This window comes from Janthinobacterium sp. P210006 (genome assembly GCF_036231885.1).
Taxonomy (GTDB): Bacteria; Pseudomonadota; Gammaproteobacteria; order Burkholderiales; family Burkholderiaceae_D; genus Janthinobacterium; species Janthinobacterium violaceinigrum.
In genome coordinates this window covers 1,593,028-1,614,080 of record NZ_JAZARD010000001.1, presented here as the reverse complement: position 1 = coordinate 1,614,080, position 21,053 = coordinate 1,593,028, and the positions used below count along the sequence as shown (strand labels likewise).

At 64.7% G+C, this 21,053-nt stretch carries 23 protein-coding genes; 12 read left to right on the top strand and 11 right to left on the bottom strand.

Features of this window, described 5'->3' with window-relative positions:
* Nucleotides 1-75: 75 nt before the first annotated feature.
* Entirely contained in the window at nt 76-1,287 is a 1,212-nt protein-coding gene (locus tag VPH41_RS07260; protein WP_152257057.1) for an MFS transporter, read from the bottom strand.
* Nucleotides 1,288-1,431: 144 nt separating this feature from the next.
* Between VPH41_RS07260 and VPH41_RS07255 the strand changes: the two genes are divergently transcribed.
* Nucleotides 1,432-1,668 (top strand): DUF3820 family protein, encoded by a 237-nt coding sequence (locus VPH41_RS07255; RefSeq protein ID WP_034749909.1) that lies wholly within the window; start codon nt 1,432-1,434, stop codon nt 1,666-1,668.
* Between the two features lie 8 nt (nt 1,669-1,676).
* Here VPH41_RS07255 and VPH41_RS07250 read toward each other — a convergent pair whose 3' ends face one another.
* Nucleotides 1,677-2,060 carry a glutaredoxin gene (locus VPH41_RS07250; protein ID WP_152283181.1) on the bottom strand — a complete coding sequence of 128 codons (384 nt, stop codon included), beginning with the start codon at nt 2,058-2,060 and terminating at the stop codon, nt 1,677-1,679.
* Nucleotides 2,061-2,188: 128 nt separating this feature from the next.
* Between VPH41_RS07250 and VPH41_RS07245 the strand changes: the two genes are divergently transcribed.
* Nucleotides 2,189-2,737 carry a hypothetical protein gene (locus VPH41_RS07245; RefSeq protein ID WP_328569432.1) on the top strand — a complete coding sequence of 183 codons (549 nt, stop codon included), beginning with the start codon at nt 2,189-2,191 and terminating at the stop codon, nt 2,735-2,737.
* A gap of 140 nt (nt 2,738-2,877) precedes the next feature.
* On the opposite strand, the gene VPH41_RS07240 is transcribed toward VPH41_RS07245, so the two are convergent.
* Together VPH41_RS07240 and VPH41_RS07235 are read right to left on the bottom strand one after the other, a co-directional pair.
* A complete protein-coding gene (locus tag VPH41_RS07240; RefSeq protein WP_328569431.1) occupies nt 2,878-3,699 on the bottom strand; it encodes an APH(3') family aminoglycoside O-phosphotransferase in 822 nt (273 codons plus the stop codon).
* A 16-nt stretch (nt 3,700-3,715) separates the two neighbouring features.
* On the bottom strand, nt 3,716-4,204 hold the full coding sequence (locus VPH41_RS07235) for an Lrp/AsnC family transcriptional regulator (RefSeq protein WP_328569430.1): 489 nt from the start codon (nt 4,202-4,204) through the stop codon (nt 3,716-3,718).
* A 77-nt stretch (nt 4,205-4,281) separates the two neighbouring features.
* Between VPH41_RS07235 and VPH41_RS07230 the strand changes: the two genes are divergently transcribed.
* Nucleotides 4,282-5,172 carry a DMT family transporter gene (locus VPH41_RS07230; protein WP_328569429.1) on the top strand — a complete coding sequence of 297 codons (891 nt, stop codon included), beginning with the start codon at nt 4,282-4,284 and terminating at the stop codon, nt 5,170-5,172.
* Between the two features lie 3 nt (nt 5,173-5,175).
* On the opposite strand, the gene VPH41_RS07225 is transcribed toward VPH41_RS07230, so the two are convergent.
* A complete protein-coding gene (locus tag VPH41_RS07225) occupies nt 5,176-6,399 on the bottom strand; it encodes an MFS transporter (protein WP_328569428.1) in 1,224 nt (407 codons plus the stop codon).
* Between the two features lie 85 nt (nt 6,400-6,484).
* Here VPH41_RS07225 and VPH41_RS07220 point away from each other — a divergent pair, with 85 nt between their 5' ends.
* Both VPH41_RS07220 and VPH41_RS07215 read left to right on the top strand, forming a co-directional pair.
* Nucleotides 6,485-7,405, top strand: a complete 921-nt coding sequence (locus tag VPH41_RS07220; RefSeq protein WP_328569427.1) for a LysR family transcriptional regulator — start codon at nt 6,485-6,487, stop codon at nt 7,403-7,405.
* A gap of 73 nt (nt 7,406-7,478) precedes the next feature.
* On the top strand, nt 7,479-8,012 hold the full coding sequence (locus VPH41_RS07215; RefSeq protein ID WP_328569426.1) for a DUF4256 domain-containing protein: 534 nt from the start codon (nt 7,479-7,481) through the stop codon (nt 8,010-8,012).
* 44 nt (nt 8,013-8,056) lie between these two features.
* Here VPH41_RS07215 and VPH41_RS07210 read toward each other — a convergent pair whose 3' ends face one another.
* Together VPH41_RS07210 and VPH41_RS07205 are read right to left on the bottom strand one after the other, a co-directional pair.
* On the bottom strand, nt 8,057-10,213 hold the full coding sequence (locus VPH41_RS07210) for a putative bifunctional diguanylate cyclase/phosphodiesterase (RefSeq protein WP_328569425.1): 2,157 nt from the start codon (nt 10,211-10,213) through the stop codon (nt 8,057-8,059).
* A 188-nt stretch (nt 10,214-10,401) separates the two neighbouring features.
* Nucleotides 10,402-11,325, bottom strand: a complete 924-nt coding sequence (locus VPH41_RS07205; RefSeq protein ID WP_287773142.1) for a LysR substrate-binding domain-containing protein — start codon at nt 11,323-11,325, stop codon at nt 10,402-10,404.
* Between the two features lie 167 nt (nt 11,326-11,492).
* Between VPH41_RS07205 and VPH41_RS07200 the strand changes: the two genes are divergently transcribed.
* From VPH41_RS07200 to VPH41_RS07180, 5 genes are all read left to right on the top strand, one after another.
* Nucleotides 11,493-12,194, top strand: a complete 702-nt coding sequence (locus VPH41_RS07200) for a pirin family protein (protein ID WP_328569424.1) — start codon at nt 11,493-11,495, stop codon at nt 12,192-12,194.
* A 33-nt stretch (nt 12,195-12,227) separates the two neighbouring features.
* A complete protein-coding gene (locus tag VPH41_RS07195; RefSeq protein WP_328569423.1) occupies nt 12,228-12,644 on the top strand; it encodes a DoxX family protein in 417 nt (138 codons plus the stop codon).
* Between the two features lie 145 nt (nt 12,645-12,789).
* Nucleotides 12,790-13,443 (top strand): GTP cyclohydrolase II, encoded by a 654-nt coding sequence (gene ribA, locus VPH41_RS07190; protein WP_070224093.1) that lies wholly within the window; start codon nt 12,790-12,792, stop codon nt 13,441-13,443.
* A gap of 69 nt (nt 13,444-13,512) precedes the next feature.
* Complete coding sequence (locus VPH41_RS07185; RefSeq protein WP_328569422.1) at nt 13,513-14,916, top strand: S1 family peptidase; 1,404 nt, start codon at nt 13,513-13,515, stop codon at nt 14,914-14,916.
* Nucleotides 14,913-15,893, top strand: a complete 981-nt coding sequence (locus tag VPH41_RS07180) for an FHA domain-containing protein (RefSeq protein WP_328569421.1) — start codon at nt 14,913-14,915, stop codon at nt 15,891-15,893. The genes VPH41_RS07185 and VPH41_RS07180 overlap by 4 nt, the downstream gene beginning before the upstream one ends.
* A gap of 101 nt (nt 15,894-15,994) precedes the next feature.
* Here the strand turns inward: VPH41_RS07180 and VPH41_RS07175 are convergent, their stop codons facing one another.
* Nucleotides 15,995-16,651 carry a CCXG family PEP-CTERM protein gene (locus VPH41_RS07175; protein WP_152283169.1) on the bottom strand — a complete coding sequence of 219 codons (657 nt, stop codon included), beginning with the start codon at nt 16,649-16,651 and terminating at the stop codon, nt 15,995-15,997.
* Nucleotides 16,652-17,179: 528 nt separating this feature from the next.
* Here VPH41_RS07175 and VPH41_RS07170 point away from each other — a divergent pair.
* A complete protein-coding gene (locus tag VPH41_RS07170; protein WP_152283168.1) occupies nt 17,180-17,518 on the top strand; it encodes an MmcQ/YjbR family DNA-binding protein in 339 nt (112 codons plus the stop codon).
* On the opposite strand, the gene VPH41_RS07165 is transcribed toward VPH41_RS07170, so the two are convergent.
* A complete protein-coding gene (locus VPH41_RS07165; RefSeq protein ID WP_152257071.1) occupies nt 17,519-18,139 on the bottom strand; it encodes a TetR/AcrR family transcriptional regulator in 621 nt (206 codons plus the stop codon). It abuts the gene before it with no gap.
* Nucleotides 18,140-18,230: 91 nt separating this feature from the next.
* Between VPH41_RS07165 and VPH41_RS07160 the strand changes: the two genes are divergently transcribed.
* Nucleotides 18,231-19,469 (top strand): MFS transporter, encoded by a 1,239-nt coding sequence (locus VPH41_RS07160; protein ID WP_328569420.1) that lies wholly within the window; start codon nt 18,231-18,233, stop codon nt 19,467-19,469.
* Between the two features lie 13 nt (nt 19,470-19,482).
* On the opposite strand, the gene VPH41_RS07155 is transcribed toward VPH41_RS07160, so the two are convergent.
* Together VPH41_RS07155 and VPH41_RS07150 are read right to left on the bottom strand one after the other, a co-directional pair.
* On the bottom strand, nt 19,483-19,785 hold the full coding sequence (locus tag VPH41_RS07155; protein WP_328569419.1) for a hypothetical protein: 303 nt from the start codon (nt 19,783-19,785) through the stop codon (nt 19,483-19,485).
* Nucleotides 19,786-19,842: 57 nt separating this feature from the next.
* Nucleotides 19,843-21,018: a PQQ-dependent sugar dehydrogenase gene (locus VPH41_RS07150; RefSeq protein WP_328569418.1), complete on the bottom strand. Its 1,176-nt coding sequence runs from the start codon at nt 21,016-21,018 to the stop codon at nt 19,843-19,845.
* Between the last annotated feature and the right edge of the window lie 35 nt (nt 21,019-21,053).

The window sequence follows — 21,053 nt, the reverse complement described above, 5'->3', positions numbered from 1 at the left end:
GCTGTTTTCTGCCAGCAACTTATTTACAGACCAGGCCAGCCGGGACGCTGCGGCCCCGGCCAATCTCAGACCAGCTTAGTGGCCCACGGCATGGAGCGACTTTTCGCCGCCCGTGCGCACGGGAATGGGATTGAGACGGTCCAGGCGGCCGCTCAGGGCCGTCAAGCCGAATGCACCCAGCACGACGAGCGCGCCGATCCAGCCCGTGTGCACGAGGCCCAGGTGCTCCACGATCAGGCCGCCGCCCCAGGCGCCGCCGGCGATGCCCAGATTAAAAGCAGCGATGTTCAGGCCCGAAGCCACGTCCACGGCGCGGGGCGTGAAGTGTTCGGCTTGCTGCACGACATACACTTGCAGGCCTGCCACATTACCGAAGGCCACGGCGCCCCAAAGCAGCACGGTCACGACGACGAGGACGGGATGCGGCGCCGTGAAGGTCAACAGCAGCAGCACGGCCGCCAGCAGCAAAAAGATCAGTTTCAGGGCGCTGACAGGACCTTTCTTGTCGGCCAGCTTGCCGCCCCAGATATTGCCGAAGGCCACGGAGACGCCATACACGAGCATCACCACGCCCACGGCGCCGGCACTGAAACCCGACACTTGCTGCAGGATCGGCGCCAGGTAGGTAAAGGCGATGAAGGAGCCGCCATAACCGACGGCCGTCATGGCGTACACCAGCAGCAGCCGGGGCTGGCCCAGCACCTGCACTTGCTGCAGCAGGGATGCCGGTTTGCTGTGCTGGATGGTCGAGGGCACGTACAGCAGGCTGCCGACAAAGGCGATCAACCCCAACGCAGAGACGGCGAGGAAAGTTTCGCGCCAGCCGAAATGCTGGCCGATGAAGGTGCCCAGCGGCACGCCCGTCACCAGGGCCACGGTCAAGCCCGTAAACATGATGGCAATCGCGCTGGCCGCCTTGTCCTTCGGCACCAGCGAGGTGGCGATGGTCGAGCCGATGGAAAAGAACACGCCATGCGCCAGCCCCGTCAGGATGCGGGCGATGACGAGGGTTTCGTAGCCGGGCGACTTCCAGGCCAGCAAGTTACCCAGGGTAAACAAGACCATCAGGGACAGCAGCAGAGTCTTGCGGGGGATCTTGCCCGTCAAGGCAGTCAGGACGGGCGCGCCGACGGCGACGCCCAGCGCATACAGGCTGACCAGCAGGCCGGCCGACGGCAGGTTGACGCCCAGGTCCGCGGCGATCGTGGGCAACAGCCCCACGATGACAAACTCGGTGGTTCCGATGGCAAATGCGCTGAGGGTCAGCGCGAGCAAGGCAATGGGCATGGCAAACTCCGATAAAAGATGTTGGCATGCAGTATCGGGGTTTTCTTTGTGACGAAAAATACCTCATCAGGCAGAAGATAATTGCGCCAAAGTCAACAATTTACTGATCTGCTACACTGGGCCGATCAACACGGGGTCACCACCATGAATTCAGAAAAACTGGCGCTGCTGGTCACGCGCGAAATGCCATATGGGAAATATCAGGGACGGCTGCTGGCCGATTTGCCCGGCCACTACCTGGGCTGGTTCGCGCGCGAGGGCTTTCCCTCGGGCGAACTGGGCAGTCTGATTGCCCTGATGTATGAGCTCGACCACAACGATTTGCGCAGCTTGCTTGATCCCTTGCGCACGCGCAAGTCGCCGTGGCGGCCGGGCGAGTAAGGCAGCGCTTAAAACTCGCGCACTTTCTTCGCCAGCATGGCGCTGAACTGGCCATTTTCCACCAGCGTCTGCAGCTCGCTGGCGCCACCGATGAGCACGCCGTTGACAAAAATCATGGGGAACGTGGGCCAGCCCGTCCACATCTTGAGCGCATTGCGGCGATGCCACTGGCTCAAATAACTGCCGTATTGCAAGTACTGGTAAGGGGTGCCCAGCACGTCCAGGATCTTGCGCGCCTTGCGCGGAAACGGGTTGAGCGCCATGCCGACCACCACCACCTGGTGCGCGGCAATGGCCGTCTGCACTGCACGCACGATGTCCGCATGCCTGCTGCCGATCAAGGGGCGGGCGGCGGGATGGATCTGGCTTTCGTCGAGGATGGCGCGGGTCATGAAAATCCTGTGGTGAGTGGCACGTGGCGTGCGGATCACGCATTGTGCCACGCGTCCAGGCCGGCGTGGGCTACACTGCGCTTCCCGTCTCTTCACGTATGCAATGTATGCAAGGAATCACTACTCCCATGACTGAATGGAAACGCACGCGCCGCCTGACCGGCTCGCTTTTACTGGCCGCCTGCTGCGCCAGCGCCTTCGCCGCAGCCACTGCTGCCGTTACCGATACTGGGCTCGAAAGCGGCCTGCTCCAGGCGCTGCACCTGAAAAAGGGCACGACGCAGCGGGTGGGCACTTCCGGCAAGGCCATCCAGGCTTACATGCGCGAAGGCTACATCGGCAAGCGCCCCGACCAGCGCGCCGACTACACCGATTACTACCTGCTCAAGAAGCCCGCCAGCTTCATGGGACATGAACTGGTGCTCATCGAGGAAGAATACATCACGCAATACATAGGCTGCTGCGTCAGCCCCGGCGCCGGCGTCACCGTGAAGGTGCATGGCAGCACGCAGAAGCTGCAGGCGTTTGCCCGCGCCCAGCGCTGCACCGTGACCGACCCCGTCGATATCCGGCGTGCACTGAACGACGTTGCCATCCAGACCAGACTGCCCAAGGGCCATTACGCCTCATTGAGCTGCCGGGAACGCGACGCCGGGCGCGACGAATCCGACCAGTGACATGGCCGCCCGGCGCCCACGCCGCGGCAGCGCGCTTCCCCGCCTCACGTCATCGTTGCCGTCGAATACGGTAACTGGATATGCCAGATTCATTCCCGCCGATGATGCCAGAGCGCAAGCGGCTGCCTGCCGGCTCGTCCTCAGAACAGCTCGTCCAGCAGCAAGTAAAACTGCAGCTTGCCTTGATCGGCATCAACGATCCCATAGGCCCGCAACAACCTTTGCTGCAGCGAGGCGTCCAACTCACCGAGACTACGCCAGACGATGGCCAGGTCTTGGTAACGATCGGCAACACCGGCCCGGCCCACGTCGATGCAGCCGGCGATGGCGCCTTCCTGCATCAGGATATTGTCCAGCGAGAAGTCGCCATGCGTGACGACGAGGTCGGGTACGAAGGGCAGAGATCCGTGCAGCGCCGCCCACACCTGTTCCGCCGTCCAGCCTGCCCGTTCGGCATCGAAATCGTCCGCATCGACCAGGCCGCCATTGATGCGCTGGCGCGCCTGGGCCAGCCGAAGGGCATGGCCCGCATCGAAGGGGCAGTCGCGCACCGGGACCGCGTGCATGCGGCGCAGGAATGCCGCCAGCGCGTCGACCACGGCGGGCCCCAGCGCAGGGTTCGCTTCCAGCACTGCGGACGCCGTTGTGCCCGGCATGGCCGTCATCAGCAGCCATGCCTGCTCCGGGTCTGCCACGCGGGCGAACTGGCGCACAGCCGGCACGGGCAGGTATGGCGCCAGCCAGCGCAGCCGCGCCATTTCATCGGCGATGTCGGCGGCGGCCGCCTCCACGCCATGCTTCAGGTACAGGTCGGGCGCAGCGCCCTGGCCCTGCAGGCGGTAGACGGCAGCATCCGATGCGCCCCCGTCGGCGCGCACCCAGCCATGACCGGCCACGGCGGCAGCCATGCTGGCGGGCATGGCTGCCGTCACCGCGGCCAGTGTTTTTTTGGAGATGGTCATTTGCGTGGCCTTTGCGCTATACCAACGGTACGTGCAAGCCCATCTTGAGACAGGTCAATGCCACGGAAGTGCGGTAGCGCCGGATATTGTCGTCGCCGCCGAACAGGCGCTCCGTCAGCGCCTCGTATTCGGCCATGCTGCTGGCCGTGATCACCAGCAGGTAATCGGCCTCGCCCGTGATGCCGTAGCACTGCTGTATGGCCGGTTCGGCCATGATGCGCGCGCGCATGCCGGCCGTGCGCAGCGGATGCTCGTCGTGCAAATGCACTTCCACCGTCAGTATCAGGGGACGGCCCAGGCGGCTCGCGTCGAGCACGGCCACCTCGTTGCGGATCACGCCGCTTTCGCGCAAGCGGCGGATGCGCCGCTGCACGGCCGGCGCCGACAAGTGCACGGCCTGGGCGATTTCGCGCTGCGACGTCGTGTTATCGCGCTGCAAGATGTCCAGGATGGCCAGGTCGAAGGCATCGAGGGCGGGGGCAGGCGTGAGCGAAAGTTGCGTCATGATGGTCAAAATGGAGTGCAAATATCGGATCAGACACAATAAACTTTCACCATTCCGATATCAAGCCTTTTATCACCATGCCATTACGCCGCTATTCCTCGCTGATTCCCCTGCTGGCCATCCTCGGCTCCGTCACCTGCCTGGGTCTGGGCACGTCGTGGGCCAAGCACAGCCTGTTTCCGCTGGTGGGCGCGCAAGGCACGACGGCCGTGCGCGTGGGCTTTTCCGCGCTGCTGCTGTTGCTGTTCTGGCGCCCGTGGCGCTGGCAGCTGAGCCGCGCCGACCTGCGCACGGTGGCCCTGTACGGCGGGGCGCTGGGCTTGACGAACCTGTGCTTCTACATGGCCTTGCGCACGATACCGTTCGGCATCGCCGTGGCCATCGAATTTTCCGGCCCGCTGGCCGTGGCGCTGCTGGCCTCGCGCCGTCCGCTCGACTTCGTCTGGGTGGCCCTGGCCGTGGCGGGACTGGCGCTGCTCTTGCCGCTAGGCCACGACATCAGCAACCTGGACCCCACCGGCGTGCTGTTTGCGCTGGCGGCCGCCGTCTGCTGGGCCACCTACATCATCTTCGGCAAGCGCGCCAGCCATTTGCATGCGGGACACTCCGTCTCGCTGGGTCTGGCCATGGCCGCGCTGGTGGTAGTGCCCGTGGGCGTGGCGCACAGCGGCACCGCCCTGCTCTCGCCCGTCGTGCTGGCCGTGGGCCTGGGTGTCGCGCTCATTTCCAGCGCGATACCGATCTCGCTGGAAATGGTGGCCCTGAAGCGGCTGACGCCGCAAGCGTTCGGCATCATGAGCAGCATGGAACCGGCCGTGGCCGCCATGCTGGCGTTCATCCTGCTCGACGAACGCCTGGACACTGCGCAATGGCTGGCCATCGCCATGATCATGGCGGCATCGATGGGCAGTTCCTACATGGCGCAGCGCATGAAGAACACGGCGCCAGCCGCCGCCGTGCATACCTGAATCTCAATGCACGGCCGCGCCAGCCACGTGCGACGCCAGGTTACGGCGCGCCAGCCAGGCCAGCGGCAGCAGGGCCAGCAGCGCGGCGGCCACGCCGGCCCACGGCGACGACGCCATCAGCTGGCGCGACACCATCAGCGCACCCAGCATGGAACCGAGTGAAATGCCGAGATTAAATGCGGAAATATTCAGGCCCGAGGCGAAATCGACGGCGCGCGGCGTGTAGCGCTCGGCCGTGGCCAGCATGCCGGCTTGCAGGGCGGGCGACAGGCCGAAGGCGAACACGCCCCACACGAACAGCATCACCGTCATCATCCACTGCGAACTGATGCTCAGGGCCACGCCCACTTGCGTGGCGGCCAGCAACAGCAGCATCACGCGCAAGGCCTTTTGCCAGCCCAGGTGGCTCGTCAGGTAGCCGCCCGCCAGGTTGCCGGCAAAGGTGGCGATGCCGAACACGATCAGCAAGGCGCTGGCCATGGTGGCGGAAAAGCCCGTCACATCCGTCAGGATGGGCGTGATGAAGGTAAATGCGGCAAAGCTGCTGCCGAAGCCGAACGTGGTGACGGCCATCATGGTCAGGATGGGGCCGCTGCCGAGCGCCGCCAGTTGCGTCATGGCCTTGCCGCCCTTGCCTTGCTGCAAGCCAGCGGGCAGCCAGCGCGCCATGGCCGCCAGGCCCAGCGCGGCCAGCACCACCACGGCAAAGAAGGGCAAGCGCCAGCCCATCAGGTTGCCCAGGAAGCTGCCGAAGGGCACGCCGATCACCATGGCCAGGGTCAAGCCGGCAAACATGACGGAAATCGCCCTGCCCGCCTGCTCCTTGCTGACCAGGCTGGCCGCCACGGTAGCGCCGATGGCAAAGAAGGTGCCGTGCGCCACGGCCGTGATGACTCGTCCCAGCAGCAACAGCTCGAACGTGTGGGAAAAGGCGGCCAGCAGGTTACCGGCCAGGAACACGCTCATCAGGCCCAGCAAGGCTGTCTTGCGCGGCAGGCGCGACATCAGCAGCACCAGCAGCGGCGTGCCGATGGCCAGCGCCAGCGCATACAGGCTGACCAGCGAGCCGGCCGATTCGATGGAAATATGCAAATCCTTCGCGATGGCCGGCAGGATGCCGACGACGATAAATTCGGTAACGCCGATGGCAAAGGCGCCGACGGCCAGCGCCAGTACGCCGGGCGGCATCTTGCCCGCGGCGGTGGAATCAGGGGTGATGGTGGTCATGGTGGCTCCAGCAATGGTTCAAGCCAGCCAGTGTATCGAGCGAAGTACTTTTGATATAGACTCTAATAATGGAAACACCTGTGAAATGGATTCAATAATGGCGCGGCAAGACATCAACCGTTCATTCGAGATGGGCGTCTTCGTGGCCGTGGTGGAAACGGGCGCGTTTTCCGCCGCCGCGCGCCGCCTGGCCCTGACGCCGTCGGCCGTCAGCAAGCTGGTCAGCCGGCTGGAAGCGCGGCTCGGCACACGCTTGCTGCAGCGCAGTACGCGCCAGTTGCATACCACGCCTGAGGGCGACGCCTTTTTTATCCAGTGCAAGCGCATCCTCGACGATATCGACGGGGCCGAGCGCGAAGCGGCGCAGGGTGCGGCGCCGCGCGGACGCTTGCGCATCAACTGTTTCGTGCCGTTCGGCGTGCGCCACTTGCTGCCCATCCTGCCCGAGTTCGCCCGCCGCTACCCCGACATCGTGCTCGACGTGGTGGTCAGCGACGCCGTCGTCGACTTGCTGGAAGACCGCACCGACATCGCCATCCGCACGGGCAAGCTGAAGGAATCGAACCTGGTGGCGCGCAAGCTGGGCGAAGAGCCGATGCTGGTGGTGGCGTCGCCCGCCTACGTGGCACAGCACGGCCTGCCCCGCACGCCGCAGGAATTATCCGGACACAATTTATTGGCCTTCAATTTCCGCTGCCAGAACGAAACCTGGCCCTTCCTCGATGGCGCGGGCGGAGCGCTGCAGGTGGCGCCGCAGGGCAATACCTGCGTCAGCGATGGCGAAAGCATGCGCCAGTTGGTGCTGGCGGGCATGGGACTGGGACGTTTTTCACGCCAGCACGTGCTGCGCGACATCGAGCACGGCGATTTGCTCCCCGTGCTGCAGGACTACAATCCGGGCGACCGGGAACTCGTGCACGCCGTCTTCGTGGGGCCGGGCCTGCAAGTGCCGGCCAGGGTGCGCGTGATGCTCGATTACCTGCTGGAAAAGGTGAAGCTGGGATGAGCGCCGCTGGCACGCATCGCGTTCTATAATCGGCCATATCGTCGATATCGTTGCACTTTCAGGGAGCCGCGCCATGCATGATGACTTGATCCACACCTTGCAGGCGCGCTTCGGCCGCCACATGCACCGCCATCCGGGCTGGACGTGGGACAGCGTGCTGGCGCGGCTGGCCCTTCACCCCGCCAGCCTGGCGGTATTGCAGCAGATGGAAGACACGGGCGGCGAACCGGACGTCATCGCGCACGCCAGCGACACGGGCGCCATCGCGTTTTGCGACTGCTCGGCAGAAAGCCCGATCGGCCGGCGCAGCCTGTGTTTCGATGCGGCGGCCCTGGCCGCGCGCAAGGCCAACAAGCCGGCCGGCAGCGCCATGGCCATGGCCCAAGCGATGGGCATCGAGCTGCTGACGCAGGCGCAGTACCGCCAGCTGCAGGAACTGGAACCGTTCGACCGGAAAACCTCGAGCTGGATAGCCACGCCGGCCAGCATCCGGGCGCTGGGCGGCGCCCTGTTCTGCGACCGCCGCTATGAGCAGGTATTCGTGTATCACAATGGCGCCGAATCGTATTACGCGGGCCGGGGCTTTCGCGGGATGCTGCGCATTTAGCGCGCCGTCGTGCGGCGCCAGCGCCGTGGCCAGGCTGCCAGGCGCTACGCCACCGCTTCCAGGCGCAGCTGCCGGCCCTCGCCCAGCATCACTTCGAATTCCGACGCCGGCACGGCCGGGCTGAACAGATAGCCTTGCAGCTGGTCGCAACCGAGTTCGCGCAAGAAACGCATCTGCTCGGCCGTTTCCACCCCTTCGGCGACGATTTCCTGGCGCAGCTGCTGCGCCATGGTGACGATGGCGCGGGCGATGGCGCAATCGTTTTCCTCGAAGGGCAAGCCGATGACGAAGGAGCGGTCGATTTTCAGAGTGCTGATGGGGAATTTCTTCAGGTAGGCAAGGCTGGAATAGCCGGTGCCGAAATCGTCGAGCGCCAGCGCCAGGCCCATGGCCACCAGCTGGTTCATGATGTCGATCACCTTGTCGGCGCCCCGCATCAACAGGCTTTCCGTGATTTCCAGCATGATCTGCTCGGGCCGCACCTGGTAGCGTTCGAGCACGGCCGCTATGCGCGCCGGCAATTGCTCGTCGAACTGGCGCGCCGACAGGTTGACGGCGATGGCCGGCATGTGCAGGCCCCGGTCTTCCCAGCTGCGGATCTGGCGGCAAGCCTCGTCCAGCACCCAGGTGCCCAGTTCCAGAATCAGACTGGTTTCCTCGGCAACGGGAATGAAGAGGCCGGGCGAGACCATGCCGCGCATCGGATGCTTCCAGCGCAGCAAGGCTTCCGCGCCCACGATGCGGCCGCTGGCCAGACTCACCTTGGGCTGGTAATGCAATTCCAGCTCCTTGTCGCCCAGCGCCAGGCGCATTTCGCTTTCCAGGCGCAAATGCTCCTTGGCCCGCCGGTTCATGTCTTCGCGGTAAAACAGGAAGGTCGATTCGATGGTCTGCCCTGCCTTGGCCACGGCCACGTCGGCAAAGCGGAACAGGGCCGGCGCTTCCAGGCCGTCTTCCGGATACACGGTGATGCCGATGCTGGCGCCCACGTGCAGGGCGTGCGTATCGATATTGATCGGCGCCTCTAACAGGTTGAGCAGTTTCTGCGCCACGTTCGCCGCGTGCTCGCGCTTTTCGATATGCAGCAGGGCCACGACGAATTTGCTGTTGTCGACGCGCGCCAGGATGTCCGCGTCGCGCAGGGCGCCGCGGAACAGCTGGCCGATGGCGATCACCAGCTGGTCGCCCACTTCATGGCCCAGGGTGTCGCTGATGGAACCGATGCGGCTGATGTCGATGACCATCAGCGCGCCATGCGTGCCCTGGCGCTTCGCTTCGGCCAGGCCCTGGTCCACCAGCTGGTTCAGCAGGCAGCGGTTGGGCAAGCCCGTCAGGCTGTCGTAGTTGGCCATGCGCTGCATGCGCGCCTCGGCATCCTTGTGCACGGAGATATCGGAAAACAGGGAAAACACATGGCTGATTTCGCCGAATTCATCGCGCACGACGCTGATGGTGACGTCTTGCGGGAACAGCTCGCCATTCTTGCGCTTGCCGATGATCTCGCCGCGCCAGGAGCCGTGGCCCCGCATGGCGGCGCGCACCTTGGCGCGGAAATCGGGATCGTGCACGCCCGAACGCAGCAAATCCGGCGTACGGCCGATGGCTTCGGCCGGCGAATAGCCGGTGATGCGGCTAAACGAGCTGTTGATGGACACGATGCGCTCTTCCGCATCCGTGATCAGCACGGCCTGCTCGCTGTCTTCGATGATGCGCGCGTGCAACCTCACCTTGTCCACGTCGGACAGCGGTTCGCTCATGGCCGACAGGCGCACGGCCATGCCGCAGCCCTTGCCTGCCTGGTCGTGGATCACGTGGCGGTGCATGCGCAGCCACGTCACCATGCCCGACTTCTTGCGCCGGCGCACGTCGGTGGCCACGTCGCCCTGCGTGAAATGCAGCTCCAGCACGCTCGCTTCCGCGTCGTCTTCCGGATACAAAAACAGGATGTGCTGGCCCAGCGCTTCCAGTTCGGAATAGCCGAACATCTGTTCGGCGCCATGGTTCCAGCCAATCAGGAAGCCGTCCGGGTCGATTTCCAGCAAGGCGTCGGGCGGCGCCACGCGCACCACGGGCCGGCTGGCGCCGCGCAGCCGTTCCAGCTCTTCCTGCAGCCGCGCCAGGGTAGCGGCCTGCTGCGGCCCCGCCTGTTCACGGGCATCCTGGGCCAGGCGCAGGCACAGCGCAACCTTCGCCTCAAGCATGGCAACCCCACGCCAGGACCAGGTCGGGGGAACATATCAGGAGCGCTGCAGTGTGTGTAATCATCAAAATCCCACTATGGGGCATGGAGGTCGGGCGGGAAAGACTGGAAATACTGTGAATATGGTAACTTAAAAATGTTGGCGTATGTCAACATTTTAAGACCTACGCAGAATGGCTGGGTGCGGCGTCAGGCACGGCCCGGCAGATGCAGCGCCAGGCGGGCAAACACATCCGGTTCGCGCATGCGCGCCATCCACCAGCGCAGCGCGGCGCCATCCTCGCCCACACGCCACGCCAGGTAAAACGTTTCCGACGGTTTCGGCTCTTCCACGGCCTTTTCCACCAGCAAGCCGCGCGCAATGGCGGCGCGCGCGCACGGTCCCGGCAGGAAGCCAAAACCCAGCCCCAGCACCTGGTAGTCGAACTTGACCTGCATGTTGGGCACACTCAAGGCGTCCTGCCCCAGCAACAAGCCCACGGTGCGCGGCGCCATCTGGCGCGCCGAATCGGCCACGACCACGGCCCGGTACTGCTGCAGGTGGCCGCGCGACAGGGGTTCCGCCACCTGCGCCAGCGGATGCGTGGGCGCCACGGTGAACACGAAGTCGAGCATGCCGATCGGCTGCGCGATATAGCCGCCGCCCGCGGGCCCGTCGCCGGGCGCGCCCACCAGCAAGTCGACCCGCCGGTCCAGCAGCGCTTCCCAGGTGCCCGACAGGGTGTCTTGCGACAGGCGCAAGCGCGTCTGCTGCGCCACCGCGTAAAAAGCGCGCACGTCGTCGGCCAGGGCCACGGCGGAAAACATGGAATCGATACCGATGGACAATTCCGTTTCCCAGCCGGACGCCACCCTGCGCACGCGGTGCTCGAGGTCCTGCGCCGCCTTCAGCAGATAGCGGCCCTCTTTCAGCAATTCCTGCCCGGCCGCCGTCAGCATGACTTTCGGACCGTTGCGCTGGAACACCTGCACGCCCAGGTCGTCTTCCAGCTTGGCCACCGTATAGGAAATGGTGGACGGGACTTTATGCAGCTCCTTGCCGGCCGACGAGAACGATCCGCGGCGGTCGATGGCGTCGACGATTTGCAAGGCTTCCAGGCTCAGTCTTAACATTCGATTTTTTCGATCATAGTACGGTAGATTTTCCGTTTTTCTTTCTGGACAGGGGCGCCTATACTTTCTCCATCATACAGCGAAGGGCAGAATCAGCGCCACGGCAAGTGCCAGGCAACGGTCCTTCGAAATTATCGCACATTCACTTACCAGAAACGGAGTTCACCATGTTACAGATTCGTCACAGCGAAGAACGCGGCGCCGCCAACCACGGCTGGCTCAATTCCCACCACAGCTTTTCCTTCGGCAGCTACCACGATCCGCTGCACATGGGCTTTGGCCCCTTGCTGGTGATCAATGAAGACCGGGTCACTCCCGGCCAGGGTTTCGGCACGCACGGCCACCGCGACATGGAAATCATTTCGTATGTGCTCGACGGCGCGCTCGAACACAAGGACAGCATGGGCACCGGTTCCGTTCTGCACTACGGCGACGTACAGCGCATGAGCGCCGGCAGCGGCGTGCGCCACAGCGAGTTCAACCATTCGAACACGGATGGCTTGCACTTCCTGCAGATCTGGATCCAGCCGAACGTGACGGGCATTCCGCCCAGCTATGAAGAGAAGCATTTCTCGCCAGACAGCAAACGGGGCAAGCTGCGCCTGATCGCTTCGGGCGACGGCCGCCAGGGTTCCGTGCTGATCCACCAGAATGCGGCCATCTACGCCAGCATCCTGCAGGAAGGCGAACAGGCCAAACATGCGCTGGAAGAAGGCCGCCTCGCCTATGTGCACCTGATCCGCGGCAGCCTGGTGGTCAACGGCACGCCACTGAAAGCGGGCGATGCGCTGAAACTGACGCAGGAAGCGGCAGTGACCTTGACCCAGGCGGAAGATGCGGAATTCCTGCTGTTCGACTTGCCTAAATAATGCATCAATCAAATAAAGAAAAAGAAAATCATCATGAAAAACAATACCGATATCCTGTTGCCCCTGGGCCGTGCCGCCCTTGGCGTGCTGTTCTTTGTCTCGGGCTTGCTGAAAATCGGCGGCTTTGCGGGCGTGGCCGGCTACATGGCCAGCCAGGGCTTGCCGCTGGCAAACATCCTGCTGGTCGGCGTGATCGCCTTGGAAGTGGGCGGCGGCTTGCTGCTGATCACGGGCTGGCAGGCGCGCTGGGCGGCGCTGGCCCTGGCGCTGTTCCTGATTCCGACCACCGTGATCTTCCACGCGTTCTGGAGCGCGGACGCGGCCCACATCCAGGACCAGCTGACGAATTTCCTGAAGAACCTGTCCATCTTCGGCGGCATGCTGTTGCTGGTGGAGCGGGGCTTCGGCAAGGCCAGCCGCCTTGCAAAAGGCGGATCCGGCCGCAATTAGAGGAATATCACCAGGCATTCCAGCCTTCAAATCTCAGCCAGGGGAAATGGCTTCTCCTGCTTTTTGGTATGATGACAGGGCGCGCCGGCACCGGAGTGGTCAGGCGCGCCTTTTATTTTTGACAATTACCTATATGAGCACAACCATGCAAAGCGGCGCAGACCTCCTGGCGACAGGCGAATTGGATTACACGACTTCCTGCGCACTGCCGACGCCGTGGGCCCAGTTCACCCTGCACGCCTTTGTCGAGCACGCCACGGGCAAGGAACACCTGGCCATGGTGCTGGGCGATATCGGCAACGGCGAACCGGTACTGGCGCGCGTGCATTCCGAGTGCCTGACGGGCGACGTGCTGTTTTCCCAGCGCTGCGACTGCGGCGCCCAGCTCGAAGGCGCCCTGAAACGCATCGCCGAGGAAGGCCGCGGCATCTTGCTGTACCTGCGCCAGGAAGGGCGCGGCATTGGCCTGATCAACAAGATCCGCGCCTACCGCCTGCAAGAGGCGGGCGCCGACACGGTGCAGGCGAATGAACAGCTGGGCTTCAAGGCCGATGCGCGCAACTACACCCTGTGCAAGCCCATGTTTGCCCAGTTCGGCATCCACAGCCTGCGCCTGATGACGAACAACCCGCGCAAGATCGCCGCCATGGAAGCGCTGGGCATCACGGTGGCCGAACGGGTGCCCCTGCTGGTCAACCGCAACGCCTTCAACCAGCACTACCTGAACACCAAGCAAAGCAAGCTCGGTCACATGATGACGCCGGAGACGGCGCCGGCGCTGGAAGACGGCGCCCTGTAATCCCCCGGGCTGGCGCGTGCGCGATGCCGCGCCGCGCCGGCCCCGCTCCTGCCCACGCACAAAGGATGCATGAAATTATCTAACTTCGCCTTCCTGCTGGCCAGCCTGTGCGCTGCCGCAGGCGCGCACGCGGCCCCGGCGCCTTCGCCAGCCGCGGCCACCACCGCTTCGACTCCCCCCATCAAGCCGCCGCCGGCCACCGCCGCGCCCGCCGCCACCGAACATGCGGCCCTGCCGCCGCCCTCGTCTGCCGCGCAAAAGCTGTACACGGCCGCGCGCGCCGACATCCTGCAAGTGCGCGTGCTGCTGAAAAATGGCCGCACGCAATCGTCCGTGGGTTCCGGCTTCCTGATCGGCACGGGCGACCTGGTGGTGAGCAACTATCATGTCGTGTCGCAATTCGCCCTCGATCCCGACACCTACGTGGGCGAATGGGTCGACACGGGCGGCCAGCGCGGCAATGTGGAATTGCTGGCCGTCGACGTGCTGCACGACCTGGCCGTGCTGCGCGTGAACCGCCATGGCACGGGCTTTTTCAAGATGCCGGAACCATTGGCGCCCCTGACCCAGGGCCAGTATCTGTATTCGATGGGCAATCCGCTGGACCTGGGCTTCGCCATCTCGGAAGGCTCGTACAACGGCGTCGTCACGCGCAGCTTCTATGACCAGCTGATGTTTACGGGACCGATCAATTCCGGCATGAGCGGCGGCCCCAGCGTGACGGCCAGCGGCGACGTGGCCGGCGTGAATGTGTCGAAGCGCCTCGATGGCGAACTGGTCAGTTTTCTCGTGCCGGCCCGCTATGCCCAGCAATTGCTGGCCAGGGTGGCCCAGCAAGGCAAGCCGCCGAAAGACTTCAAGCCGCTGGTGACGGCGCAGCTGCTGGCGCACCAGGAAGTCATGCTGGCGCGCCTGCTCGACACGCCCCTGAGCCTGAAAGCCATGGGACCGTACCGCGTGCCCGTGCGCGAATCGGACCAGATGCGCTGCTGGGGCCGCTCCAACGTCAAGTCCGACAAACCCTATATGCTCGACAACACCAGCTGCGCCATGGAATCGGCCATCTTCATCTCCGGCGCCCTGCAGACGGGGCAAGTGTCGATGCGCCACGAATTCCTGCGCAGCAGCGAACTGGGCGCGCTGCGCTTCTCCGAGCTGGCCAGTACCTCGTTCAAGAATGAAAGTTTCGGCAGCTATAAAAGCGTGCACCTGACGGGGCCCCATTGCACCGAACAGTTCGTCAAGAACGCCACCCTGCCCCTGCGCGCCGTGCTGTGCGTGCGCGCCTACCGCAAGTTTACCGGCCTGTACGACTTTGCCCTGCTGGCCGCCAGCACCGATGAGCCACTCATGAGCCTGCAAAGCCGCATCGACGCGCGCGGCGTGTCCTACGCCAACGGCATGCGCGTCACGCGCACCTTCCTCGAGGCGCTGTCGCGCGCGCCCGCCACCACCGGCGCGCGCAAGCCATGAAGCCGCCCTACTACCTTGAAATCCTGGCCGAGAATGGCGAGGTGCAGCAGCGCCAGCGCATCGATGCGCTGCCGATCCACATCGGGCGCGGCTACGACAACGACTTCATCCTCGACGATGCGCATGCGGCAGCCCGCCACGCCATCGTCGAGGACGACGGTGCGGGCGGCCTGCTGCTGCGCGACCTGGGCAGCCAGAATGGCGTGATCCACCGGGGCCAGCGGCAATTGCAAGTGGCCTTGAGCGGCAACAGCATCGTGCGCCTGGGCCATACGCGCCTGCGCGTGCGCGCCAGCGACCATCGCGTGGCGCCCGAACTGAGCGACACCACCCGGCACGACTGGGAAGGCTTGCGCCCCGCCATCGCCGGCCTGGCCATGATCGGCGCCTCGGCCGCCTTCAGCAACTGGCTGGGCGACGCGGATGCGTTCGACCCGATTTCCTACCTGATGATCATCGCCTACGCGCTGGCCGGCGGCCTCGTGTGGGCGTCGATCTGGGCCGTGGCAAACCGCCTGTTCGGCCATGTGGCGCGCTTCGGCCGCCACCTGTTCATCATCGGTTGCGGCTTGCTGGCCATGGAAGTGTGGGAACTGGGCAGCAATGTGGCCGCGTATGCGCTGTCGCTGGAAATGCTGACGCGCTACGGACGGCATATGTTCATCGTCATTGTCTGCGTGATGATCTACTACCATTTGTGCACGATCAAACCCCAGCATCCGCGCCGCTTCGGCCTCGTGGCCGTCGTGCTGGCCATCGTGGGCTCGACCCTGATCCTGCTGAGCAACCTGCAGATCAGCGGCCGCCTGGCCGACGAGGCCTACATGTCCGTGATCTACCCGCCCGCACTGCGCCTGAGCCCGAATCACACGACGGAAGCCTTCTTCCGCGATGCGGCCAGCCTGCAGCGCGCCGTCGACGCCGAGCGCGGCAAGGCGGCCAAGGGCGCCGACGAAGACGACGACAGCGGCGACTGACAGTGCGCACATAAAAAAAAGCCCGCCGCATCCTGACGGAGCGGCGGGCTTTTTCACGCGCGCCGAGCGGCGCGCGCAATATCGCTGCATGGAACCTGCGCTTAGAACTTGGCTTCCTGCTTGCGGCGCGCCGTGAAGCCCAGCAGGCCCAGGCCGATCAGCAGCATGGCGTAGGTGGTCGGTTCCGGCACGGCCGACACCAGGCCATCGGTGCTGGAAAAGCTGGTGAAATTGCCGTTGCCTGCCTTGAACTGGACTTGCTGGCCGCCATCGCAGCAGCCTTCCAGGCCGAAGATGCTCAAGGTATGGTTGCCTGCCGACAGGGTGCTCGAACCGGCGAGGAACTGGCTGCTGCTATTGTAGTTACCGGCCCACCACAGGTCGCTGCTCTTGAAGTCCAGCGCCACGCCATCGAGGAACAGGGCGCCGCCATTGCCGAAATCGACGCCGCTGCGGAAGCTCCAGGCGCCGGCATTGGCCGCGCTAACGCCGAAGTTGATCACCGATTTGAAGGCGACGTTCGAACCACTGCCGAACAGGCTGCTATTCGTGACATTGTTGTAGCTGGCAATCGTCGTCGTGCCATAGCCGGCGCCCGGCGTGGCCACGGCGGCATTCACCACGGACTGGTAGGCGGCGGCGGAAGCTTGCGCGCCTGCGTTCGAGTAGCCGGTGGAGACGGTGATGGTGCTGGCGTTCGCGTGGGCAAACACACCAACGGCGATCAGGGACAAAGCGATTTTAGGCAAGTTTTTCATGATGGATATCCAATCAGTAAGTATTCAACGGGCGCAGCAGGCGTGAGAGCGCTTGAGCTGAATACACGCTGCATTGAGGCGTGTCGGCATAGCGCGGGAAAGTGCAGGAATGAGCGGTCGGGGGCGTGGCTTCCGCAAAACTGCGCGGACTTGCGGCGTGCCATGGCGGCACTGCAAGCGTCCTGGAAAGGGTTCGGGTTCCCGGGACAAGGCCAGACAATTGACGGGTCAGGTGAAACGTTGAGTCTATTCTATCTTAAATTCCTTGGAAGAAAAGTATTTTTCTTTTAGCCATGTAAGATATTTTTATGACAATCGCGCGACAAGCGGGAAAAACGGCCTGGACGGCCGCGCCGCACGGGCGCCAGGGCCCTGAACGCGCCTGCGCACCTGTCGCGCAAGCACCACAACCGGGCGTGCCGTTGTCGCATCTTGCGCATTTCTTTTCGCATGCCGCTGCACCACGGGGCGAAACAGCATGGCAAAATGTAGTCACGCTGCTATCTATCCGAACTGGGGGAAAGAGGAATGGTCGACCTGGAAGAACTACGCTATCTGGCACTGTCGTTTCCCGACGCCACCGAGGAAGAACACCACGACCGTCCGGCCTTCCGCGTGGGCGGGAAGATCTTTGCCACCCTGCCCGACGACGAGCACATCAACGTGCTGCTCGATGCGGAAGCGGCGCATATCGCCACCGTCATCACGCCGTCCGGCTGCGAAAAGCTGTGGTGGGGCGAACGGCTGGCCGGCATCACGGTGCGCCTGGCGGATGCCGAGCTGGACATGCTGGCCGCCGCCCTGACGGCCGCCTGGCGGCGCAAGGCGCCCAGCGACCTGGCCAAGACCATCGCCCCCAGCGGCTAGCTACAGCGGCCAATTGCGCAGCAACAAGCCCACCATCTGCTGCAATTGCTCGCGCGATACGCCCGCCGCCGCCTGGATGGCCATGCCCTGCGACAGGGTCACGACAAAGCGCGCCTGCTGCTCGGGACAGGAATCGGGCGGCAAGTCCCCCTCCTCCTTCGCGCGCCGCAAGCGGTCGCGCAACTTGATTTCACCGCGCAGCCGGCGCGCGAACAATTCATCGCGGATCGGCAAGGCGTCGTCGCTGCAGGCCAGCGCCGCATTCACGCCCATGCAGCCGTGCGGACCGTCCGGCATGGTCTGCGCATCCACATACTGCGTCAGCAGGGCTTCCACCACCTGGCGCGCCGTCGGCTGCTCCAGCGCCGCGTCGAAAAACTGCATGCGCGTGTCGCTGTAGCGCTCGATCGCCTTGTGGAACAACTGCTCCTTGTTGCCGAAGACGGCATACAGGCTGGGCCGGTTCATGCCCATGGCTTTCGTCAATTCCGGCAGGGAACTGCCTTCATAGCCCTTTTCCCAGAATACCTTCATGGCGCAATCGAGCGCTTCGTCCGCATCGAAGGTGCGTGGACGGCCCGTTTTCGCCTTGACGGTTTCGTCTTTTTTATCTTGTTTCATACCGTTCGGTAAAAAATTATTGACAACAATGTCTGCCTTCCCTGATTATATACCGACCGGTTAAAAACCTCTCGGCTTTTCAGGACCCACCATGCACACACCACCTGCTTCCCCATCCGCCACGGCGGCCCCCAGCGACGATACCACCGTCGCGCCCTGGCTGGCCGTCCTGTCGGTCGGCATCGGCGCGTTCGCCCTCGTCACGTCCGAATTCTTGCCCGTCGGCCTGCTGCCCGCCATGGCTGCCGAACTGGCCATCACCAAGGGCCAGGCGGGACTGATGATCACCACGCCCGGCATCGTTGCCGCATTTGCCGCCATCTTCGTCACCGTCGGCTCGGGCCGCCTCGACCGCCGCATCGTGCTGCTGGCGCTCACGGCGCTGCTGGTCGCGTCGAACCTGCTGGTGGCGCTGGCGCCCTCGTTTGGCTGGATACTGCTGGGCCGCGCCATGCTGGGCGTGGGCGTGGGCGGCTTCTGGGCCATCGGCAGCGCCATCGGCCCGCGCCTGGTGGCGCCGCAGCATGCGTCGCGCGCCATGTCCATCATCTTTGCCGGCGTCTCGCTGGGCACGGTGGCGGGCGTGCCGGCCGGCGCGCTCGTGGGCGATCTCGTGGGCTGGCGCGTCGCCTTCGGCGCGGCCAGCGCCATTGCCGTGCTGGTCTTCATCGGCCAGCTGTTGCTGCTGCCCAAACTGCCACCGACGCAAGCCATCCGCTTGCGCCAGTTGCCGATGATTTTCGGCATCCGCAAGGCCAGGCTGGGCCTGATCGCCACGGCCATGCTGTTCACGGGCCAGTTCGCTGCCTACACGTATATCGCGCCTTTCCTCACGCAGATTTCGCACCTGGCCGCCGGCACGGTCAGCGCCATGCTGCTCGTCTATGGCGCATCCGGCTTCATCGGCAACCTCGTGGGCGGCTGGGCCGCCGGCCGCTACGAGCGGGCCGCGCTGATGGTGACGGGCGCCGTGCTGGGCCTGTCCACCCTGGCCCTGGCCGCGTTCGGCAGCCACTCGGTCACGGCCATGCTGCTGGTGGCCATCTGGGGCTTCGGTTTCGGCGCCATGCCGATCGCCGTGCAAACGTGGATGTTCAAGGCGGCGCCGGAACTGATGGAAGGCAGCAGCGCGCTGTTTGTCGCCATCGTGCAGGTGTCGCTGGCGTCGGGCGCCTTGCTGGGCGGCATGGCCGTCGACCGGCTGGGCGTAGCCAGCGCGATGGTGGTGGGCGGCCTGTTCGCCCTGGGCTGCGCCGTGACGATCGCCGTCTTCGGCAAGCCGCGCACCGCGCCGCAGTTGGCGGCAGGCAGCGCTGCCTGCAAGGCCTAGCGAAAAAGCTGGCTCAGATACGGCCGCGGCGAAATTCGCCAAGGAATTTCGTCACTTCGGCCGGCGTCATCAGGACGTCCGCATCGCCGTGATACGCATACAGGAAAGGTGTGCCGCCCAGGCGGTCCGTCAGCTTGGCGAACAGCAAAAAGCGGCTGCCCAGCGGATAGCGCTGCAGGTCGGCCAGGCGGCGCGAGCACTGCACGGCCAGTTCGGGCGAAAAAGCCTGGCCCGGCACGGGGCGGATTTCCACACGGCCATGGATGGCGCGCGATTCGACGGCAACGTGCCGGTATGCATAAGTATCACGGGCCATGCCGCCACCTTGTCTTGAATAAAGGCGCCATCTTAAAGGAAGACGGCGCCTGCCGTGCTACTGCGCCACGATGCGCAGCAAGCGGCCATTGTCTTCGTCCGTCAGCGCATACAGGTAGCCATCCGGCCCCTGGCGCACGTCGCGCACGCGCGCGCCGATGGCCAGGCGGTCCTGCCCCGTCACCTTGCCGTTCGCATCGACGGCGATGCGGCGGATATCCTTGGCCGCCAGGCCGCCGCTGAAGATGCTGCCGCGCCAGGCGGCAATCTTGTCGCCCGTATAGACGGCCAGCCCGGACGGCGCCGGCGACGGCACCCAGGCCACGCTCGGATTGATCATGCCCGCCACCTCATGCTTGCCCACGGGTTCGTGCGTCGTGTAATCGGCGCCGTAGCTTTGCAGGGGCCAGCCGTAGTTGCCGCCCGCTACCACCAGGTTCAGCTCGTCGCCGCCATACGGACCGTGTTCCGTGGCCCACACGCGGCCGGAGACGGGATCGAGCGCCAGGCCCTGCACATTGCGGTGGCCGTACGACCAGATTTCCGGCAAGGCGCCCTTGGCCGCCAGCGGATTGCCCGGTGCCGGCTTGCCGTCTTCCGTCAGGCGCAGGATGGAACCCTGGTGCGTGGCCAGATTTTGCGCCTGCTCGCGCGCCAGGCGGTCGCCGATGCGCAGCGGCGGATTGCCGCCATCGGCCACGCTCATCAGCAAAGTGCCGTCCGGCAGCCACAGCAGGCGCGAGCCGAAATGCTGGCCCCCGCTCTTGTCCGTGGCCACCTTGAACAGGGTCTGGATGCCCGTCACCTTCTTGCCGTCGAACACGCCGCGCACGAGGGTCGTGCGGTTGGCGTCATTCGTGCCTGTCGACACCGTCATATAGACGCGCGGGTTCGGCTTGGCCGCATCCTGCGGGTGCAGCACGATATCGAGCAAGCCGCCCTGCCCGCCCGTAAACACCTTGGGCATGCCCTCCAGCGCCACGTCGGTAAAAGTCTTTCCATTCAGCAGATGCAAGGTGCCCTGCTTGCTGGTGACCAGCGCACGGCCCTCGCCCAGCCAGGCGATGCCCCATGGCTGGCGCACGCCCTCGGCCACCGTGACAGCCTTCCATTGCTGTTTCGCGGCGGGCGGCTCGCCCGTGGCTTGCAGTTCGGCGTGGGCAGGCATGGCCGAGGCCGCGAAGGCTCCCAGCAGCAGGGCGGTGGCAAGGCGTGTGCGCTTGATGGTTGGCATCCGGAGTTCTCCTGTCTATATGAAAAAAGGCGGCC

Bases quoted from the DNA above. Each gene is read 5' to 3' on its own strand.
- VPH41_RS07260 (WP_152257057.1), bottom strand. From the start codon at position 1,287: ATGCCCATTGCCTTGCTCGCGCTGACCCTCAGCGCATTTGCCATCGGA.
- VPH41_RS07255 (WP_034749909.1), top strand. From the start codon at position 1,432: ATGAATTCAGAAAAACTGGCGCTGCTGGTCACGCGCGAAATGCCATAT.
- VPH41_RS07250 (WP_152283181.1), bottom strand. From the start codon at position 2,060: ATGACCCGCGCCATCCTCGACGAAAGCCAGATCCATCCCGCCGCCCGC.
- VPH41_RS07245 (WP_328569432.1), top strand. From the start codon at position 2,189: ATGACTGAATGGAAACGCACGCGCCGCCTGACCGGCTCGCTTTTACTG.
- VPH41_RS07240 (WP_328569431.1), bottom strand. From the start codon at position 3,699: ATGACCATCTCCAAAAAAACACTGGCCGCGGTGACGGCAGCCATGCCC.
- VPH41_RS07235 (WP_328569430.1), bottom strand. From the start codon at position 4,204: ATGACGCAACTTTCGCTCACGCCTGCCCCCGCCCTCGATGCCTTCGAC.
- VPH41_RS07230 (WP_328569429.1), top strand. From the start codon at position 4,282: ATGCCATTACGCCGCTATTCCTCGCTGATTCCCCTGCTGGCCATCCTC.
- VPH41_RS07225 (WP_328569428.1), bottom strand. From the start codon at position 6,399: ATGACCACCATCACCCCTGATTCCACCGCCGCGGGCAAGATGCCGCCC.
- VPH41_RS07220 (WP_328569427.1), top strand. From the start codon at position 6,485: ATGGATTCAATAATGGCGCGGCAAGACATCAACCGTTCATTCGAGATG.
- VPH41_RS07215 (WP_328569426.1), top strand. From the start codon at position 7,479: ATGCATGATGACTTGATCCACACCTTGCAGGCGCGCTTCGGCCGCCAC.
- VPH41_RS07210 (WP_328569425.1), bottom strand. From the start codon at position 10,213: ATGCTTGAGGCGAAGGTTGCGCTGTGCCTGCGCCTGGCCCAGGATGCC.
- VPH41_RS07205 (WP_287773142.1), bottom strand. From the start codon at position 11,325: ATGTTAAGACTGAGCCTGGAAGCCTTGCAAATCGTCGACGCCATCGAC.
- VPH41_RS07200 (WP_328569424.1), top strand. From the start codon at position 11,493: ATGTTACAGATTCGTCACAGCGAAGAACGCGGCGCCGCCAACCACGGC.
- VPH41_RS07195 (WP_328569423.1), top strand. From the start codon at position 12,228: ATGAAAAACAATACCGATATCCTGTTGCCCCTGGGCCGTGCCGCCCTT.
- ribA (WP_070224093.1), top strand. From the start codon at position 12,790: ATGCAAAGCGGCGCAGACCTCCTGGCGACAGGCGAATTGGATTACACG.
- VPH41_RS07185 (WP_328569422.1), top strand. From the start codon at position 13,513: ATGAAATTATCTAACTTCGCCTTCCTGCTGGCCAGCCTGTGCGCTGCC.
- VPH41_RS07180 (WP_328569421.1), top strand. From the start codon at position 14,913: ATGAAGCCGCCCTACTACCTTGAAATCCTGGCCGAGAATGGCGAGGTG.
- VPH41_RS07175 (WP_152283169.1), bottom strand. From the start codon at position 16,651: ATGAAAAACTTGCCTAAAATCGCTTTGTCCCTGATCGCCGTTGGTGTG.
- VPH41_RS07170 (WP_152283168.1), top strand. From the start codon at position 17,180: ATGGTCGACCTGGAAGAACTACGCTATCTGGCACTGTCGTTTCCCGAC.
- VPH41_RS07165 (WP_152257071.1), bottom strand. From the start codon at position 18,139: ATGAAACAAGATAAAAAAGACGAAACCGTCAAGGCGAAAACGGGCCGT.
- VPH41_RS07160 (WP_328569420.1), top strand. From the start codon at position 18,231: ATGCACACACCACCTGCTTCCCCATCCGCCACGGCGGCCCCCAGCGAC.
- VPH41_RS07155 (WP_328569419.1), bottom strand. From the start codon at position 19,785: ATGGCCCGTGATACTTATGCATACCGGCACGTTGCCGTCGAATCGCGC.
- VPH41_RS07150 (WP_328569418.1), bottom strand. From the start codon at position 21,018: ATGCCAACCATCAAGCGCACACGCCTTGCCACCGCCCTGCTGCTGGGA.